The sequence below is a fragment of the Micromonospora lutea genome (genome assembly GCF_016863535.1).
Taxonomy (GTDB): domain Bacteria; phylum Actinomycetota; class Actinomycetes; order Mycobacteriales; family Micromonosporaceae; genus Micromonospora; species Micromonospora lutea.
Genome location: NZ_BOPB01000013.1, coordinates 295,309 through 309,287 on the forward strand (window position 1 = coordinate 295,309; position 13,979 = coordinate 309,287).

At 66.3% G+C, this 13,979-nt stretch carries 18 protein-coding genes; 7 read left to right on the forward strand and 11 right to left on the reverse strand.

What is annotated here, in order from left to right; genetic code table 11:
• Positions 1 to 75: 75 nt before the first annotated feature.
• Positions 76 to 1,134, reverse strand: coding sequence for a saccharopine dehydrogenase family protein (locus tag Vlu01_RS14925; protein WP_203999228.1), 1,059 nt, complete (start codon positions 1,132 to 1,134; stop codon positions 76 to 78).
• Between the two features lie 101 nt (positions 1,135 to 1,235).
• On the opposite strand from Vlu01_RS14925, the gene Vlu01_RS14930 reads away from it, so the two are divergent.
• Entirely contained in the window at positions 1,236 to 2,183 is a 948-nt protein-coding gene (locus Vlu01_RS14930) for a helix-turn-helix domain-containing protein (RefSeq protein ID WP_203999230.1), read from the forward strand.
• 77 nt (positions 2,184 to 2,260) lie between these two features.
• Here the strand turns inward: Vlu01_RS14930 and Vlu01_RS14935 are convergent, their stop codons facing one another.
• From Vlu01_RS14935 to Vlu01_RS14950, 4 genes are all read right to left on the reverse strand, one after another.
• Positions 2,261 to 2,824 (reverse strand): dihydrofolate reductase family protein, encoded by a 564-nt coding sequence (locus Vlu01_RS14935; RefSeq protein ID WP_203999233.1) that lies wholly within the window; start codon positions 2,822 to 2,824, stop codon positions 2,261 to 2,263.
• A gap of 337 nt (positions 2,825 to 3,161) precedes the next feature.
• On the reverse strand, positions 3,162 to 3,476 hold the full coding sequence (locus tag Vlu01_RS14940) for a transcriptional regulator (RefSeq protein WP_203999236.1): 315 nt from the start codon (positions 3,474 to 3,476) through the stop codon (positions 3,162 to 3,164).
• A gap of 443 nt (positions 3,477 to 3,919) precedes the next feature.
• Positions 3,920 to 4,177 carry a Txe/YoeB family addiction module toxin gene (locus Vlu01_RS14945; RefSeq protein WP_203999239.1) on the reverse strand — a complete coding sequence of 86 codons (258 nt, stop codon included), beginning with the start codon at positions 4,175 to 4,177 and terminating at the stop codon, positions 3,920 to 3,922.
• Entirely contained in the window at positions 4,174 to 4,449 is a 276-nt protein-coding gene (locus Vlu01_RS14950) for a type II toxin-antitoxin system Phd/YefM family antitoxin (RefSeq protein ID WP_203999242.1), read from the reverse strand. Before Vlu01_RS14950 ends, Vlu01_RS14945 begins: the two co-directional genes overlap by 4 nt.
• A gap of 241 nt (positions 4,450 to 4,690) precedes the next feature.
• Between Vlu01_RS14950 and Vlu01_RS14955 the strand changes: the two genes are divergently transcribed.
• Both Vlu01_RS14955 and Vlu01_RS14960 read left to right on the forward strand, forming a co-directional pair.
• Positions 4,691 to 4,969: a type II toxin-antitoxin system Phd/YefM family antitoxin gene (locus Vlu01_RS14955; RefSeq protein ID WP_203999245.1), complete on the forward strand. Its 279-nt coding sequence runs from the start codon at positions 4,691 to 4,693 to the stop codon at positions 4,967 to 4,969.
• Complete coding sequence (locus tag Vlu01_RS14960) at positions 4,966 to 5,376, forward strand: type II toxin-antitoxin system VapC family toxin (RefSeq protein WP_203999248.1); 411 nt, start codon at positions 4,966 to 4,968, stop codon at positions 5,374 to 5,376. Before Vlu01_RS14955 ends, Vlu01_RS14960 begins: the two co-directional genes overlap by 4 nt.
• Before the next feature lie 254 nt (positions 5,377 to 5,630).
• Here Vlu01_RS14960 and Vlu01_RS14965 read toward each other — a convergent pair whose 3' ends face one another.
• The 5 genes from Vlu01_RS14965 to Vlu01_RS14985 all read right to left on the reverse strand — a co-directional run bounded on the left by Vlu01_RS14965 (position 5,631) and on the right by Vlu01_RS14985 (position 8,458).
• Entirely contained in the window at positions 5,631 to 6,194 is a 564-nt protein-coding gene (locus Vlu01_RS14965) for an SEC-C metal-binding domain-containing protein (RefSeq protein ID WP_203999251.1), read from the reverse strand.
• A gap of 124 nt (positions 6,195 to 6,318) precedes the next feature.
• Entirely contained in the window at positions 6,319 to 6,606 is a 288-nt protein-coding gene (locus Vlu01_RS27575) for a type II toxin-antitoxin system RelE family toxin (RefSeq protein WP_239095897.1), read from the reverse strand.
• Positions 6,603 to 6,887 carry a type II toxin-antitoxin system Phd/YefM family antitoxin gene (locus Vlu01_RS14975; protein ID WP_091614758.1) on the reverse strand — a complete coding sequence of 95 codons (285 nt, stop codon included), beginning with the start codon at positions 6,885 to 6,887 and terminating at the stop codon, positions 6,603 to 6,605. Before Vlu01_RS14975 ends, Vlu01_RS27575 begins: the two co-directional genes overlap by 4 nt.
• Before the next feature lie 270 nt (positions 6,888 to 7,157).
• Complete coding sequence (locus Vlu01_RS14980; RefSeq protein WP_203999254.1) at positions 7,158 to 7,436, reverse strand: GntR family transcriptional regulator; 279 nt, start codon at positions 7,434 to 7,436, stop codon at positions 7,158 to 7,160.
• A gap of 461 nt (positions 7,437 to 7,897) precedes the next feature.
• Positions 7,898 to 8,458, reverse strand: coding sequence for a hypothetical protein (locus Vlu01_RS14985; protein ID WP_203999257.1), 561 nt, complete (start codon positions 8,456 to 8,458; stop codon positions 7,898 to 7,900).
• Positions 8,459 to 9,000: 542 nt separating this feature from the next.
• Between Vlu01_RS14985 and Vlu01_RS14990 the strand changes: the two genes are divergently transcribed.
• Positions 9,001 to 10,668, forward strand: coding sequence for a pentapeptide repeat-containing protein (locus Vlu01_RS14990; RefSeq protein WP_203999260.1), 1,668 nt, complete (start codon positions 9,001 to 9,003; stop codon positions 10,666 to 10,668).
• 744 nt (positions 10,669 to 11,412) lie between these two features.
• On the opposite strand, the gene Vlu01_RS14995 is transcribed toward Vlu01_RS14990, so the two are convergent.
• Positions 11,413 to 12,252 (reverse strand): GntR family transcriptional regulator, encoded by an 840-nt coding sequence (locus Vlu01_RS14995; RefSeq protein ID WP_203999263.1) that lies wholly within the window; start codon positions 12,250 to 12,252, stop codon positions 11,413 to 11,415.
• A gap of 251 nt (positions 12,253 to 12,503) precedes the next feature.
• Between Vlu01_RS14995 and Vlu01_RS15000 the strand changes: the two genes are divergently transcribed.
• From Vlu01_RS15000 to Vlu01_RS15010, 3 genes are all read left to right on the forward strand, one after another.
• Complete coding sequence (locus tag Vlu01_RS15000; protein ID WP_203999266.1) at positions 12,504 to 12,827, forward strand: hypothetical protein; 324 nt, start codon at positions 12,504 to 12,506, stop codon at positions 12,825 to 12,827.
• A gap of 416 nt (positions 12,828 to 13,243) precedes the next feature.
• Positions 13,244 to 13,519 carry a hypothetical protein gene (locus Vlu01_RS15005; RefSeq protein ID WP_203999269.1) on the forward strand — a complete coding sequence of 92 codons (276 nt, stop codon included), beginning with the start codon at positions 13,244 to 13,246 and terminating at the stop codon, positions 13,517 to 13,519.
• Positions 13,519 to 13,755 carry a hypothetical protein gene (locus Vlu01_RS15010; RefSeq protein WP_203999272.1) on the forward strand — a complete coding sequence of 79 codons (237 nt, stop codon included), beginning with the start codon at positions 13,519 to 13,521 and terminating at the stop codon, positions 13,753 to 13,755. The genes Vlu01_RS15005 and Vlu01_RS15010 overlap by 1 nt, the downstream gene beginning before the upstream one ends.
• Positions 13,756 to 13,979 lie beyond the last annotated feature (224 nt).

The following is a 13,979-nucleotide window of genomic DNA, read 5'->3' on the forward strand; positions in this document are numbered from 1 at the left end:
GTGACCGTAGCCGCGATATCCCGAGGAGTGCCATCCACGCCGAGCACTCTAACCAGCGGCTCGCCTGGCCGACCGTCACCGTGGACAGGCAGGCCGCGCGGTCTCCGCCGGCGCGTGCAGCGTGAAGTGCGCGGACAGGGCGTCGAGGAAGTCGCGGGCGTCGAAGGCCGCACCGGCGGAGACGACCCCGGTCGCCCGGGTCCGTCCGGTGAGGACGCGGTCGACGGCCTCCACTGCGAGCGGCGCGCTGGTGGCGTAGATGTCCTGGCCGGTGGCGGTCACCCGGCGTTCGGCGTCGCCTGAGCGGACGAGGACGTCGACGACGAATGTCTGCGCGGAGCGACCGTGCTCGTCGACCCCCGTCGGCGTCTTGGGGTCAGCGGAGAGCAGGTCCGAGGCGGCCTTGGCGGCCATGTAGGTACGCACCTCCGGTACCGCCAGGTGGCTGGGGACGGTGACGACATCGGCCATGGTGAACTCGCCGATGACGCGCTGCGGGCCGAGCGGCGCGGGGAAGGACCACTCTAGGGTCGGCAGCGGGTCGTCGTGGTACTGCAACCGACCACCGGTGAAACGGACCCGGCGGCCACCGCGCCGCTGCGCCGAGATGGCGCCCGCGGCGAGCGTGCCCTCGGTCGGGTGCCAACTGCTCAGCCCATAGGCGACGTGCACCTCCTCCGCGCTGGTCCAGTCATCCATCGCGGCGGTGACCAGCAGGTCGCCGAGACCGCCGTAGAAGGCCATCGCCGGGACCACCACCGTGCCGGCGGCGCGGGCGCGTGCGGAGAAGTGCGCGAACGTGTCGAGGTTCGCCTCGATCTCGGCCGCCACGTCGACGTACGGGATGCCGGCGCGCAACGCCGCCTCGATCACCGGACCGGCGGTCGAGGCGAACGGTCCGGCGGTGTTGATCACGGCCTCCGCGCTCTCCAGCGCCCGGTCGAGCGAGGCCGGATCGTCGACGGATGCCTGCCGCGCCTCAAGGTTCGGATGGTCCCGCAGCAGCGCCTGCAGCTTGCCCTGGTCGTGTCCGAGCAGCAGCGGGGCGTGTCCGCGTTGCTGCAGCTCGGCGACCACGAACCGCCCGGTGTGCCCGTAGGCGCCGTAGACCGCGACGTTTCTCGCCGTTGCCATGTCCTGCTCCTCCACGTGGTTGATCCCGCTGCTGAAGATCTTGTTCGGGGTGACACACGCCCGCCAGTGTCCGGAACGACACGACCCGTACAATTTCCGACATGGCTCTACCTCCGCGGAGCGTCGCCCTCGCCGCCACCGACGGCATGCTGCACTTCGAACTGGCCCTGGCCTACGAGGTCTTCGACGCCGCCCCGGCCGCCGTGCGTGTCCCCTGGTACGACGTGAGCGTGTGCGGCACCCAGTCGGTGCGCGTCGGCAGGTTCCGGCTGGACCCGGACCACGGACTCGACCGGCTGGCCCACGCCGGCACGGTGATCGTCCCCGCCCTGGCCGACGTCGACGAGGACCCGCCGACCGACCTCATCGAGGCGGTACGCGCAGCTCACGAGGCCGGCGCGCGGATCGTCTCCCTCTGCACGGGCGCGTTCGTGCTCGCCGCCGCAGGCCTGCTGGACGGGCTGCGCGCCACCACACACTGGGCGCACACCGAGCAGCTGGCCGCGCGCCATCCCCGAGTGACAGTCGACCCGGACGTGCTCTACGTCGACAACGGCAACGTGCTCACCTCGGCCGGCAAGGCCGCGGCGATGGACCTGTGCCTGCACCTGGTCCGCCGCGACCACGGCTCGACGATCGCCAACATCGTCGCCCGCCGCCTGGTGGTGCCGCCGCACCGAGCCGGTGGCCAGGCACAGTTCGTCACCACGCCGGTGCCCGCCCGGGACGACCACCCCTTGGCCGACGTGATCCCCTGGGCCATGCGGCACCTGGACCAGCCACTCACCGTGGAGGACATGGCCCACCAGGCGAACGTGAGCTCACGGCACCTGACCCGACACTTCCACGCGATCACCGGCACCACCCCGCTGCAGTGGCTGCTGACCCAGCGGATCCGCCGCGCGCAGGAACTGCTCGAAACCACGAACGACAGCGTCGACACCATCGCCACGGCCGCCGGCATGGGCACCGCGACCACCCTGCGCCGCCACTTCCGCCGCATGGTCGGCGTACCGCCGGACACCTACCGCCAGACGTTCCGGCCGTAAGCTGCGGTCCTCACCGGGCGGACGGTGAGCCGGACGGGTGTCACCACCGCCCCGGAACGGTGCCGCAGGTCCCCGGATCAGCGCCTGGTTTCGTACCTGGTCAGGACCACGCCGTCAGGGAACGTGCGGGTCTGGACCAGGGTCAGGTGTACCCACCTGTCCATGGTCGTGAAGAACGGCGTACCCCCACCCACCAGGACCGGATGGGTGACGATCACGTACTCGTCGATCAGCCCGGCCCGCATGGCGGCTGCGGCGAGCGTGGCGCCGCAGATGTCCATGGGGCCACCGTCCTCGGCCTTCAGCCGGGTGATCTCGGTGACCGCGTCGCCGCTGACCAGGCGGGTGTTCCAGTCGACCGTGCTGATCGTCGAGGAGAACACCACCTTCGGTATGTCCCGCCAGCGGCGGGCGTACTCGATTTCCGCCGGCGTGGCACCCGGCCGCTGGTCGGCGGTCGGCCAGTGCGAACTCATCGCCTGCCAGACTTTGCGCCCGTACAGCGCCGTACCGGTCGACGCCACCCGGTCGGACCACCACTGGAACAGCTCGTCGCTCGGCACACTCCAGCCGAGATCATCACCGGGTGCGGCGATGTAGCCGTCCAGGCTCACATTCATGCCGTAGGTCAGTTTCCGCATCGTGCCAGCCTCCCGTGAATCGGTACTCGGCAACTGATCCACGAATCCACACCCTGCCGCGGAGTCCCGCCGCCGTACGACAACGCGGCCACGACACCCGTGGCCTGCACTTCTGCCACCTTGCACCCTCCGTTTGGGTATCCGTTTCGAGTGGACCGGAGGTACCACCATGCGAACCACACCGCCACGATCGCCGGTGACCCGCTACCACTGAGTTTGCCCAGATCACGGGTGCCGGACGGTGCCCGATGACCTCGACTTGCCTGAGGTTCCGTCGGCATGGTTCACCGGAACGACTGGCCCCGCCGTTCGCGATGTCACCTGAGGCTGGCGGAGATCAGGCGATCTGACGAAGGTCACTGCCGTAGTCAAAGATGATCCGCATCCGGGCACCGAGCGCTCGCGCGTACCGGCTGAGGGTCGCCACCTCGTTGGCCTCCAGATCACCGTTCTCGATCTGGCTCACCCGGCCGGGCGTGACTCCCATCAACTCGGCCACCTGCCGTTGGGTGAGACCGAGACGCTTGCGCTCCTCGGCGAGGTGGAACGCGCTGACCCACGCCTCGCTACGGGCACGTTCCACATCGAGCGCGTCGTCGTCCCCATCGTGCAACTCGGCGCGGATGTCGTCCCAGTCATGGAAGTCGCTCATCAACCCTCCCTCCGTTTCCTCTCGAAGGCAAGCCAACCCTCGTACGCAACCTCGGCGACCGGGATCGCGTTCTCGTACCAGCGCGTCCAGTCTCCGGCCTTGTTGCCGGCGACCAAGCGCCCTCGCCGGAGGCGCAGTAACCGCAGCCCCTCGACCGCCGCCAGCTCGCCGACGCGGCCGGCGTCCGTTGCCCTACGCCGCGGGCTCGTGGCCGCGCGGCCCGGCCGGCTGCCGGCCCCACCACAATCCGATCAACGCTGCTGTGGTGCTACGGCGGCCCACCGGGCTTCCCGTCCTCCGCGCCAGCCGCCGGGCGTGTTGCGTGGCCGGAGTCGGAGCGCCAGCGGAGCGACGGACGCGCGCCCAGGCGGCCGCGGGGGCGGCCCGTTCAGGGCCGCCTTGACCGATGACCGCCGCGTGCCGCTGGTGCCATGCCCGTTCCGCTACCGGTCGCCGTAGTGGTACCGGCAGGCGATGATCTCGACGTCGTCCTTGGTGATCCGGTACACCAGCCGGTGTTCGCGGTCGATTCGGCGGGACCAGAAGCCGGACAGCTCACCCCGCAGGGGCTCCGGCTTGCCGATGCCCTCGTACCCGTTGCGCATCACGTCCGCGATCAGGTCGTTGATGCGCTTGACCAGCTTGCGGTCGGTATGGCTGAGGTACTGGCTCCATGCTGTCGTGGTGAAGACCAGCCTCACGCGACGTCCCGCACGGTGGCGGGGTCGGTCAGGTCCCGCTCGACGGCGTCGCCCTGCTCAAGCTCGGCGATCGATCGGCGGAGAGCGGCGGCGTTGGCCGGGTTGCGCAGGAGGTACTCGGTTTCCTTCATCGCCTCGTACTCGGCAAGCGGAACGATGACCACCGGTTCGTGGCCCGACCGGGTTACCACCACTTCCTCGGCGTCGTTGATGACGCTGTCGAGTTCGGCGGCCAGGTTCTGGCGTAGTTGGGTGAAGTTCACGGTCCGCATGACGACCTCCAGAGCAGGTACAGAAAACTGTACCCCAGGTGGTCCGTCTCATCCCTGGCCGATGCTGTACTTGCCTGGCTTGCGGATCTTGGGTCGTGCGCGATGATTCCGACACCACCCCCACCGAGCCGCCGGCCAGTCGCCGTGATCTAGACCTCGTGGACCTCTCTGGTCAGCGAACCGGCTGCCGAATGACGCTAGGAGCTAGATCCGTAGAACATTTAGTTCTACACTTGTCTTCGTGGAACGCATCGGTGTCCGGGAGCTGAACCAGAACACGAGCCAAGTGTTGGCTCGGGTGCGTGGCGGCGAGACCATCGAGATCACCGACCGTGGGCACCCGATTGCCCGACTTGTTCCGGTTGGCGACGACAGGTCGGTGTTGGCCAAGTTGGTAGCGGCCGGGCGAGCCGTCGCCCCCACCGGTGGCGGCTCTGTTCCACTTCCACCGAAGCTCGGTGACGAGAGTGTGGACGCCGCAGCCTCCCTCGCTGCGATGCGTGACGAGGAGCGCTGGTGATCTATCTCGACTCCGCCGCCGTCGTCAAGCTGGTGCGGCAGGAGATGTGCAGCGCCGACCTTGTCTCCTGGCTCAACAAGCACGACGACGTGCCGCTGGTCTCGTCCGCTCTCGTCGAGGTGGAAGTACCCAGAGCACTGCGCCGATCAGCTCCGCAAGCTTTGATCGGAGTGCCAGCTGCGGTCGGACGGCTGTTCCGACTGGAGATCGACGGCACGATCCGGGCGACCGCAGCCGCGTTCGCCGATCCGACACTCCGCAGCCTTGACGCCATCCACCTGGCCACCGCCCAGGTGCTGACCAACGAGTCCGGCGCGGCACTCACCGCCTTCGTCACCTACGACCGGCGGCTGCTCGAATGCGCCAAGGAAGCAGGACTGCCCGTAGCAAGCCCCGGCCAGAACTGACCCACGAATCCACCACCCTGCCGCGGAGTTCCGCCGCCGTACGGCAACGCGGCCACGACACCGGCCGTGGCCTGCACTTCTGCGACCTTGCACCCTCCGTTTGGGTATCCGTTTCGAGTGGGCCGGAGGTACCACCATGCGATCCAACCGGCGACGATTGCCGGTACCCCGTTACCCCTGCCGCGAACAGGAGCGCTGGCAGGTAGGGCTGCGTCGTGACGAACTCTCGCATGCGGCGCGTCGGAGGACGCCGCTCAGACCGTCCGCCCGCAACACTTCTTGTACTTGGCTGTCGATCCGCACCAGCATGGGGAGTTCCGCGGTGGCGGCCACGCGATGGTGTGCTCCTCGGAAAGGGTCTCGCTGTAGCGGACCTTGAGCGCTGGATCGAGAGGCGACTCGCCGGTCTGGTCCGCGAACTCACAGAGATCGGCGACAGTTGCCGGCACCACCCGGATGGCTGGCACACCGCCGTTCGCCAACTCACGCCACCGGCGCTCGGCAGCCTGATAGTGCTCGTCGTCGGCCATGTCGTGCTCATGCGGCCACCGCCGTCGCGCCTCGGCCCGTTCCTGGCGTTGGAAGATCAGCATCCGCACTTGTCGTGGCACTCGTTCAGAGGCCACGGCGTCCCGCACACCATCCGCGTCAACAAGCCGCTGCCGCTGTGGCGGTGCCGCCGGAGCCAACTCATCGGCGGCATCCGGCACCAGGCCCAACTGGCGACGGACCTCCCGGCGGCCGCGAATCATCACCGAGGACATCTGCATCCAACCATCCGGGCCGCGAAGCGCCTGCAACTCCTCAGCCGATCTCACCTCGCTCGTCCGGATACTGCTCGACCTCAGCCTCAAGGGCTGCAGCCTCGTCAGCCACACTCATCGACACGGCACCTACCGTACTGAATGCCTTGACGCCATCAGGCACGGAGAGCCAGGGGCGTCAGGAGCGGTACACATCCCTTCGATGATCAATGTCCACAACAGTCACGCTGCGGTTGTCGTCGTCGATGCGGTAGATGATCCGGTAGGTGCCTCGCCGGGCGCTGAACCGATCCGACAACGGCGGCAACAAACGCTTCCCGACCCGGTAGGGCTCTCGCACCAACGGCCCGGTCATGAACTCGTACGCGGCGACAGCGACGGCCTCCGGCAACCGTTCGGCGAGCGCTCGACGGACGGTCGGCGTGGTGCGCAGCGTGTACGGATCTTCCGGCAGCCGGGGGCTCACGCGGCCGAGGCGCGACGGGCTCGAATGGTTTCCGCAAGCTGGTCGGCGGACACCTCTTCTCCGCGGGCCAGTTCCGCGTCGGAGTCGGCCAGACGCCGCAGGGTGCCCGCATCCCCGAGAACCGCGACGGTTTCCTCCAGACGCTCCAAATCCTCCACCGACACCAGCACGGCGGACGGCCGACCATGCACGGTCACGGTCACCCGTTCGTGGTGGTCGTGCACCCGCCCCACCAGCTCAGAGAGCCGAGTCTTCACTTCCCCCAACGGTAACGTGGTCATGGTCACAAGTATGACCAAAATCCGCTGGGACGTCCACCGTTCCTCCAGACACCACGCCGATGGTTCGCATGGTGAACACACGTCGACACGAAACGGCAGGTCAGAAAGTTGCGTGGGCCGCCAGGGACTCGAACCCTGAACCCTTCTCGCGCCCGGTGGATCAAGGCGAATCGGGCGGATCGACTACTTGAGCTGGGCGGGAGTCGTCAGCGCCTTACGACGTTTTACACCCGTTTCTGGGCTCAGTTGTGCCGGATCTGTGCCCGATGATCATGCATTGGGCATCGACGGTTGTTCGCTGTCCGGCTTGACGAACGTTCCGCGCTGCGGCACCACGAACAGCACGCCCTGGTCCACGAGCACGGCGATAGCACGTCGCACGGTCGCGCGAGCAAGCCCGTACTCCTGAACAAGGTGAGCCTCGGACGGGATGGCCCGGTTGGGCTGCCAGTCGCCGCGACGGATCCGGGCCGCCAAGATGCCGGCGAGTTGCCGGTAGGGCGGCAGCGGCGCGCCGTGGTCGATGTCGCCGTCTGGGTCGGGCTCCATGTTATGGACGCTAGAAGTCTCGACACGAGCCGCTGCGATCTTCTACGTCTCTAGACGTAGGTAGACCACGATTGGTACGGTGCGGCCATCCCGCTGTGCTGGTCGTGGAGGACCCGAACTCGCCTCGGTGCGGCGGTACCCCCTGCCCGGTCGGTCTTCCCCGTACCGACCGGGCAGGGCTCAGCGGCGAGGAGGCGCGGTGATGGCGGAAGTTCGGCCCCCGGTCTCTGGTCAGGAGTTTTGGATCACCCGTGACGCATCCGTGCAGTTCGCGGGCCGAAGCTTCCTGTTTCGAGTGATCTCGGTCTGCCCAAAGCCCACCTATGACGGTTGGGTTTGGCTGACCGGATACGTGCTAGACAGGCGAGGCACCGCGATAGACAAGCGGGAAATCTTCGTGCAGCTGGTCGGTCTTCGCCCAGCTCAACGCGTTGTCCGGTAGCCAGCGACGCGCATCCTGCCTAGTCCTGCTGCTGCTGGCAGGCACTGGCGCGGACGTGGCCACCGCACCACGGGTATGGGTCGACGGACCACACGCGCCACCCGCCGTCATCACGACGCGTCTCGAACCGCCACGGGTGCGAACTGCCGTGCATCATGAGTCCCCCGGCATCGACGGACCACCACACCGGGTAAACCTCGGTCACCACCTGGGCGCGGTCGTCGGCCTGGTCCTCAACGACAAACGACCTCGTGCTCACCTTCGAGACGCCCGGGTCAGTGCGGCTGACGTCGCGCCGAATGCTTCGCCACTCGTCGACCAGCTCGTCACGGCGATCCGATGCCAGCGCCGCCCGTAGCCCCAGCTCCTCGCCAGACGACACGGCGAGCATGAAGACATTGACAGCGGCGGCCGGTGTCGGCTGTCCCTGCTCCGCCTGGCGTGTCTTCACCATCAACCATCCCGCTCCGGCGGCTGCGGCGGCCACCGGGGCGGCGGTGCACAGCACCAGTGCGGCGGCGAACAGCAGTACCCATCGACGCGGCCGGCGGTGCGTCTTCGTGTCCTCCCCCAAGGTCATTTCCGCACGATAGATCGACTAGTCGGCTTTCGTGTTGCGGACCCTGGCCCCGACGGACACCGCCACAGCGGCGCAGTTGACCTAACCTCGCCCGACACGAACCCGGCTCCTGGGGTCGAAGCTGGTCCCCGACGGCCACCCCTCCCCCTCCCAGGTGAGCAATTGACCTGACCTTGAGCGGCTGTGACGTCGGCTCCTGGGCGACCCGCGCACCCTCGGCGGCCATCGCCCACATGCTTGGGGCTTGCCGGTCAACCCTGGCGCGGCATTCTCGGACCTGCCTTCGACGGGCGCCGGCAGCTCTTGGCACGCCTCACTGCCGTTTCGCCTCGCTGGCTGCTGGTTAAGTTCCACCGGCTTGCATGTCGCGCCGCGTGCGCCGGGACGTGACCGGCCGCCAGGCCGCATGCGCGGCCCGGCGCTGACGCGGCGGCGGGCCGCAGGCCCGCCCTTGACCAAGTAAAGAAAGTCTGAACACGCTACGCTCCGGCCACGATTCAGCTAGTGCCACGGGGTTGCCGTGTACGGGCACGATTCGCAGTGTGACGAGACGGTTGAGTGTCGCTCTGATGGCGGTCGGCGGGTTGGTTCTGCTGTCGGTCGCGCTGGTGATGGTTCCCCGATCGTGGTGGGGTGTCGTGGCTTCCGGATGGCCGGTGCTGGTGCCGGTGGCCGGAGGCCTGGCGGTGCTGGTCGCGGGGGTGCTGCTGTGGCGGCGCGATGGCGTCAAGCATGAGGTGTCTGCCGCACCGATGCCGCCGGATCGGCAGGTGCGACCGTTGCGGGCGTGGGTGATTCCGGCCGGGGTGGTCCTGGTGGGGGTGGTTACCTGGGCTGCGGTCGGTTGGTTGCAGGGTTCGGTGCCGGTGGTGGGCGATCAGGTGGAGCGGGCGAAGTTGCGGGTGGAGTCCATCCGTACCGGCTTGACCATCGGCGCGTCGGTGACCGCCGCGTTAGCGTTGCTGTTGGCGTTTCGCCGGCAGCAGTTGGCCGAGCGCACCCAGCAGGCCACCGAGTACGACGCCGGAGAGAAACGCGTCACCGAGTTGTACGTCAAGGCCGCCGACCAAATCGGCTCAGACAAGGCCCCGGTCCGCCTCGCAGGCCTGTACGCCCTGGAACGCCTCGCCCAGGACAACCCCGCCCACCGGCAGAGCATCGTCGAGGTGATCTGCGCCTACCTACGCATGCCCTACACCCCGCCCAACGACCAATCCAACCCGGAGTCCGTCGACCAACAACCTGCGGGTGGCTTCGATCCAGCTGCGCCGACGGACGCCACCGGTAGCAGCGGCAAACCCGCCTTGGACCCCCGGGAAGAACGCCAGGTCCGCCTCGCCGCCCAACGGATCCTCGCCCGCCACCTACGACCAACAACCCCCGAAGGAGAACCCGATCCCCTGTACTGGAAAACGAAGGTGACTCTCGACCTCACCGAAGCCGTCCTCATCGACTTCGACCTCACCGACTGCCACCTCTACAACGCCACCTTCACCAACACCCACTTCACCGGCACCACTTGGTTCGGCAGGGCGACGTTCAGCGGCCTCGCCAGGTTCGGCAAGGCGACGTTCAGTGGCGACGCCAGGTTCGGCAAGGCGACGTTCAGCGGCAACGTCTGGTTCAACGAGGCGACGTTCAGCGGCGAAGCCTGGTTCGTCCAGGCGGCGTTCAGCGGCGACCCCAGGTTCGACATGGCGACGTTCAACGGCAACGCCAGATTCGACAAGGCGACGTTCAGCGGCAACGCCTGGTTCGGCAAGGCGACGTTCAACGGCCTCGCCGGGTTCGTCGGGGCGGCGTTCAACGGCAACGCCGGGTTCGACAAGGCGATGTTCAGCGGCGACGCCGGGTTCGCCGAGGCGACGTTCAGCGGCCTCGCCAGGTTCGGCAAGGCGACGTTCAGCGGCGACGCCAGGTTCGGCGGGGCGGCGTTCAACGGCAACGCCGGGTTCGACAAGGCGACGTTCAACGGCAACGCCAGATTCGGCAAGGCGACGTTCAACGGCAACGCCGAGTTCGGCAAGGCGACGTTCAGCGGCCTCGCCGAGTTCGGCAAGGCGACGTTCAACGGCGACGCCAGGTTCGTCGGGGCGGCGTTCAACGGCGACTCATGGTTCGGCGGGGCGACGTTCAGCGGTACTGCGAGCTTCGACGGATCCACCCTTGCCGGGACGACGTACGACGGACCGAAGCCAGGTGCCGAATAGTGTTGCCGAATTGGCCTCTCTGGGATTAAGGCGATACTTCGCCCTCGACAGCACCGGCCACCGCAGCCACGCCGCACAGGACTCCGCCATCGGCGCGCCTACATCCGCTGGCGCAACCAGCATGCTGGACCGAAATCAGGATTTGCTACCGGATCCAAGATCCGCCATTCGGATTACCCGCTCAAGGTTGCATGACGAGGCACTAGCCGGACAAGTTCCGGCTAGCCTGCACAAGTCGAGCGATCATCTCGGCAGCCTCGGCTATCGACACAACTCCGGTGTCAATCCGCATGTCGGCCGCTTGCAAGCTAGGGGTCCGCTCGATAGCTGCGAAGCGTTGGTCATCGTCTCCGGTGCCCCGAGATCGGATGCGGCTATGGAGAGCCGCGAGAGGGGCGTACAACTCAACGACTGTCCAACGCGCCTCGGCGGCTCGTAGTGCATCGATCGCGTCAACCTGGCCGATATGCACGACGGGTATCCGACCTGATTGCCAAATCTGCTCAAGTCCTGAGCGTTCAACGATGTAGGTCGCGCTGTACCGGGTGTTTTCCCAAAGGATAGCGCCAGGGGTTTTCCGAAGGGCGTTGGCTCTAGCCTCGCTGATCATTCGGTAACCGCTTGTTCTCCCAGCACCAGCCTTCAACCGCCTGAAGTGCTCGAACTGGGGATACTTGGCCACGAGAGCGGCGGTAACGGTATCCTTGCCGCTAGCAGGTGCTCCGTAGAGGATCAGCCCTTCTTTCACAGCTCGGCCATCTCGTTGAGCAGGTCTTTGGCCTGTTCTTGCAGGGGCCTTGCACCGGCGGAGTTGTCGACTCTTGCATACGGGATCTTCGGTTTGAAAGCGGCGTCGAGGTTTTCGACGTACTTGTTCCAGTTGGCAAGCTTGTAGTCATCTCGGGCGGCACCTCGCCGCCGGATATAGGTGAGCATGGTGATGGGATCGCAGTGGACCCAAACGACTCGAAGAGTTCCGTTATGCGCTGCGATGGTTGCCGATAGTCGGTCGCACCACGCTTCATCGCTCAGCTCTTTGATGAAGGGCGCGGTCACGACGACAGAAGAGCCGCACTGCAAGTTCTCGTCTAGCGCTGCCATCAGGGCTTCGTACTCAGCGGGTCTGATGGCCGTCAGGTAGGTTTCGGATTCCCGGTCATGCGGGGAGTGGCCTAGGTGCTCTAGCGCCGCTTCGACAACTGCACGGGTTGTTGTGTCCTTGTCAAGGATTGCCCAGCCTGTCTGGCGAGCGATGATGCGACCAAGCTCTGTCTTGCCTGAGCCCGCATAGCCTCCAATAAGGATCACGCGGGAACCCTGCTTGTCTGCCGCTCCGACGGGGTTGTGGACGATTCGGCTCGAACGCGCGCGGTTGACCACAAGCCCCTCTTCGGCCAGCAGTGCCATCGCTCGATTGATCGTCGCAACGCTGGTGTTCCAGGTCTGGGCAAGACTCCTGGTGCCGGGCAGTTGCCGACCGTGCGCCAACCGACCGGCCTGGATGTCGTTCCGGATGGCCTGAGCAATGACGAGTGCCGCCGTCCCTCGCTGCAACTCCTCCGGCGGGCGTGGCTGGTCGGTCATCGGACCCCCTGTCTCGGTACGGATCTGCCGGCTCCGAAGGTCGTTAAGCCAGTCTCCGGAGATCACATTTACGCAGGTCAAGAGCCTACCAACGTGAAACTGATTGTATCTGTTGACTCACTCTGAATCAAACTGTTAGCCTCTGATCCGAGCTGATCCGCTCTGTTACATCGTCGGGCGGCAAAGGTGACTCGGCCTGAGCGCCGGACAGACGCAGGGGCGACACGTCGCCGAAGAGTGAGGGGTCAAAGATGCGGAACATCCCGGTGAACCTGGCTGGCTTCAAGCTGCGGGTGGTAGAGGAGCCGTCGATCAAGGCGGATCAGGACGGGAAGATGATCACGGCGTATGGGACGGATGACCCGCTGTACGTGGTGGGTGTGTTCGCCAAGCCGCAGGCGACTGAGGACGGGTACCGGGGCAAGGGCGAGGAGCTGCGGATCACGCTGTCGACCAACCCTGAGGGGGTCGAAGAGGGCGACCTGGTGGAGCTGATCGGGGCCACGGTGTCGCACTGGGAGCGGGATGGCCGGTCGGGTCTGACGTGGAAGGCGCAGGGCGTCAAGCGGCTCTGACCCTTCCAGGGTTTCGCCCCGCCCCTTTTTTCTGGTGGGTGACCCGTTCGAGTCGGGTCGGGGCACGTTCGTTCGGGTGATGGGGTCGTTGCTGTCCTCATTCTGGGCGTCTTGTTCATTGAGAATTCCACAGTGGATACAGCCTTGCCTAAAACAGGTCTAATGACAATCTGAGGTTTGAAAGGAGGTGCCTGTGTCGGATTTTGAGTTGGTCCTTATCGGTTTGCTGATGTTGTCGGTTTCCATCAACGTCGGTTTGATTCGGCGTGAGACGCGTCGGTGGCGTCGGGTGTGGCGTCTTACCGGTCGGGAGTAGCCGCTTTGTCGGTGGTTTCTATCCGCTCCTCGGTGCGTGTTTTCCGGGGGCGGGTGGTGTCCACCGATCGTGTGGGCTTTCGATGTCGGAAGGGGCTGGGATGGATTTGATGCCGGAGGTTGTGAAGTCGTTGACCGGCCGGGCGAGGTATGAGGCGTTGGTGGGCAACGTTCAGGGTCTGGCGATGCTGCTGGATGGGGTGAACAGCCTGATCAAGGCGTGTGAACCGCCACCGGGGACGCTGTACCAGTTCGCGGCCCGGGTCGAGGACCTGGAGGACGCGCACCGGCAGGCGGTGGAGACCCTGCGGGCGTTCCACGTGCGGGTCAAGACGTACGAGGCGGATTTGATCGCTAAGCCGTGGAGGGTGAGCTGATGTCGTACCGGATCAGTGACACCTACGACGCTATTGATCAGGCGATGCGGCTGCTTCGGCGGTCGATGAAGGGAATGCCGCAGCGGTATCGCTACATGAAGCACTACGACGAGTTGCGGCGGCAGGTGGCGGTGCTGTTGATCCTCCTCGAAGAGGCGACGCCGTGGATGGAGGAGACCGCCAGGGCGAAGAAGGCAACGACGGTCGCGAAGAAGATGTTCGAGGCGGCCGGCTAGCTGGTCGCCGGAAAGGCCCGGGTTGGTGATCTGATCCGGGCCTTTCCTTATGCCCAGAAACAGATCCGACGGATTTACATATGACAGGTGAGAGAAGGTGCGGGAGATGGGTAAGCGCGTTCAGGGTTGGGAATGGCGCGTGGCGGGTTGGGCTGCTCGGCACCCGGGGCTTGTGGCGACTCCGGCGGCTGCGGCTGCCTCGATGGTCGAGTTCGGGCCGGTGA

Bases quoted from the DNA above. Each gene is read 5' to 3' on its own strand.
- Vlu01_RS14925 (WP_203999228.1), bottom strand. From the start codon at position 1,134: ATGGCAACGGCGAGAAACGTCGCGGTCTACGGCGCCTACGGGCACACC.
- Vlu01_RS14930 (WP_203999230.1), top strand. From the start codon at position 1,236: ATGGCTCTACCTCCGCGGAGCGTCGCCCTCGCCGCCACCGACGGCATG.
- Vlu01_RS14935 (WP_203999233.1), bottom strand. From the start codon at position 2,824: ATGCGGAAACTGACCTACGGCATGAATGTGAGCCTGGACGGCTACATC.
- Vlu01_RS14940 (WP_203999236.1), bottom strand. From the start codon at position 3,476: ATGAGCGACTTCCATGACTGGGACGACATCCGCGCCGAGTTGCACGAT.
- Vlu01_RS14950 (WP_203999242.1), bottom strand. From the start codon at position 4,449: ATGCGGACCGTGAACTTCACCCAACTACGCCAGAACCTGGCCGCCGAA.
- Vlu01_RS14975 (WP_091614758.1), bottom strand. From the start codon at position 6,887: ATGACCACGTTACCGTTGGGGGAAGTGAAGACTCGGCTCTCTGAGCTG.
- Vlu01_RS14980 (WP_203999254.1), bottom strand. From the start codon at position 7,436: ATGGAGCCCGACCCAGACGGCGACATCGACCACGGCGCGCCGCTGCCG.
- Vlu01_RS14985 (WP_203999257.1), bottom strand. From the start codon at position 8,458: ATGACCTTGGGGGAGGACACGAAGACGCACCGCCGGCCGCGTCGATGG.
- Vlu01_RS14995 (WP_203999263.1), bottom strand. From the start codon at position 12,252: ATGACCGACCAGCCACGCCCGCCGGAGGAGTTGCAGCGAGGGACGGCG.
- Vlu01_RS15000 (WP_203999266.1), top strand. From the start codon at position 12,504: ATGCGGAACATCCCGGTGAACCTGGCTGGCTTCAAGCTGCGGGTGGTA.
- Vlu01_RS15005 (WP_203999269.1), top strand. From the start codon at position 13,244: ATGGATTTGATGCCGGAGGTTGTGAAGTCGTTGACCGGCCGGGCGAGG.
- Vlu01_RS15010 (WP_203999272.1), top strand. From the start codon at position 13,519: ATGTCGTACCGGATCAGTGACACCTACGACGCTATTGATCAGGCGATG.